Origin of the sequence: Herbaspirillum sp. B65 (assembly GCF_000333555.1) — a bacterium.
GTDB lineage: Bacteria > Pseudomonadota > Gammaproteobacteria > Burkholderiales > Burkholderiaceae_D > Herbaspirillum > Herbaspirillum rubrisubalbicans.
The window spans coordinates 1-2,328 of record NZ_BADI01000700.1; the positions used below are offsets into that span (position 1 = coordinate 1).

Sequence of the window (2,328 nt, forward strand, 5' to 3'; positions counted from 1 at the left end):
CAGCGCATGATGGCTAGCGACGACACCGACTTGCCCGAACCGGATTCGCCGACGATGGCCAGGGTCTCGCCCTGATCGACGTGGAAGGACAGGTCGCGCACCGCATCGACGGTGCGCTCGGAAGTGGCAAAGCGCACGTTGAGGTGACTGACGTCGAGCACGCGTTGGGACTGTTGCATCTTGATTCTCTCCTGCCCGGCCGCTTCAGGCCGATTCTGCATAAATGGCGGTGACCGGGGCCAGCTCACCACGGCCATAGGCGCGGTACATGCCTTCGGTATTGAAGGGCAAGGCCAGGTTGCCGTGGGCATCGATGGCGATCACGCCACCGCGCCCGCCGACCTTGGGCAGGGTTTCGAAGACCACCGCATCACTGGCCTCCTGCAGCGACTGGCCGGCATAGGCCATGCGCGCGCCGATGTCGTAACAGGCCGCAGTGCGCATGAAGGCTTCACCGGTACCGGTGGCCGACACGGCCACGGTGGCATTGTTGGCATAGCAGCCGGCGCCGATGATGGGCGAGTCACCCACGCGACCGGCTTGCTTGTTGGTGATGCCACCGGTCGAGGTGGCCGCGGCCAGGTTGCCGAACTGGTCCAGGGCGACGGCGCCGACGGTGCCGAACTTGTGATCGGGGTCGATCGGTTCGGCTGCCTGCTGCGCGAACGAGAACGACGACGCATCATGGTCCAGCATGGCGCGTGCCTGGCCGCGCACGCGCAGCCATTGCTGGTGACGCGCCTCGGTATGGAAATAGTCGGGGCTGACCGTGACCACCCCATGGCGCGCAGCAAAGGCTTCGGCAGCCGGCCCCACCAGCAGTACGTGCTCGCTCTTTTCCAATCACGCGCGCGCCGCCAGGATGGGGTTGCGCAGCTGGGTGACACAGGCCCACGCGCCTGAAGCCAGGTCGGCGCCGTTCATCACGCAGGCATCCAGCTCATGCTTGCCTTCGCTGGTATAGACCGCACCATGGCCGGCGTTGAACAGCGGGCAGTCTTCCAGCAGGCGGACCGCCTCGGTCACCGCTTCCAGAGCCGAGCCGCCCGCATTGAGGACCGCCTGGCCGGCGGCGACGATCTCGGCCAAGGCCAGGTGATAGCGGGCCTCTTCCTCGGCGGTGAGCGAGACGCGGGTGATGGTGCCGGCGCCGCCGTGGATGGCAATGACGGGAGTACTCATGGATGGGACTTTCCTTTGGTAGAGACGCGTTTGGCCGCCGCCTTGGCCTTGGCCTTGGGCGGCTGACCGACCGGGCTGGTGCCGGCCCGCGGGTGCTGCTGGGCCAGATACAGCCAGGGCAATACGAATTCGGTCATCTGCGTGGCCGCCTGCACCGAGCGACGCGCGCGATGCGCCACCGCATCGCACAGCGCCTGGATCAGGATCAGTGCGGCAGCGTCGGAGGTGGGGGAGAGGCGGCCATCGGTCTGGGCATAGAGAGTGACATCGGCCAGCGGCACCAGGGGCGAGCCGGGATGGTCGGTCAGGGCCAGGATGCGGGCGCCCTTTTCCACGGCGCGCTGGGTCAGCCAGACGGTGTCGGCGGCATAGCGCGGAAATACCATCGCGATGACCAGGTCGTTGCTGTCGAGTTTGAAGAACTGGCGCGCCGCCTGCGAAGGGCCACCGGCCATGGCCATCGAGCTGACGGTACGCACATAGGGTTCCAGCGTATGCGCCATCAAGCCCGAGAGATAAGCCGAGGCGCCAAAGCCGGTGATGAAGACGCGCTGGGCCGAGAGGATCATCTCGACCGCCTGCTCGCAATGGTCAGGGTTGAGCATCCGGCGCGTGGCTTCGATATTGGCGATGTCGCTGTCGCAGGCCGCGGCCATGATCTCGGCGCTGGTGGCAGCGCGCTGCACCTGCTCGCGCAGCTTTTCCACCGGCGCCAGGGTGGTGGCGAAGTCCGACACCAGGGCCGCGCGGAAGGAGGCATAGCCATCAAAGCCCAGCGCGTGGGCAAAGCGGTTGGCAGTGGCCACCGAAATCCCGGCCGCTTCCGACAGTTCGTCGATGGTCATGGTGGCAGCGCGAAACGGATTGCCCAGCACGTAGTCGGCCGTCTTGCGGTGCGACTTGGACAATTGCGGATACAGCTTGCCCACGGCCTGGGCGATGGCGCCGGCCCCTTGCAAGCTGATGTTCTTCGGCTGTTGTGTCACCGTCCGCTACCCCGTTGTCGTTGAAAATGCGCCATTGATGCGCCACTAATGCGCTTGACTGCGCAAACGATTTAAATCATTTAAATCGTTTTGATCATTGGATCTGCGTTTGCCGATGGCCCTGCCACCGTGGTTTTTATCATCTTCCGGGACTGCCAGA

The 2,328-nt window shown here is 65.2% G+C and carries 2 protein-coding genes and 1 pseudogene; all 3 read right to left on the reverse strand.

What is annotated here, in order from left to right:
- A partial coding sequence (locus I5W_RS30020) for an ATP-binding cassette domain-containing protein (protein ID WP_148289128.1) occupies positions 1 to 179 on the reverse strand: 179 nt, incomplete at its 3' end.
- Positions 180 to 204: 25 nt separating this feature from the next.
- Positions 205 to 1,182, reverse strand: a pseudogene (locus I5W_RS16605) (isoaspartyl peptidase/L-asparaginase family protein).
- Positions 1,179 to 2,168, reverse strand: coding sequence for a MurR/RpiR family transcriptional regulator (locus tag I5W_RS16610; RefSeq protein ID WP_017450733.1), 990 nt, complete (start codon positions 2,166 to 2,168; stop codon positions 1,179 to 1,181). Before I5W_RS16610 ends, I5W_RS16605 begins: the two are co-directional and overlap by 4 nt.
- Between the last annotated feature and the right edge of the window lie 160 nt (positions 2,169 to 2,328).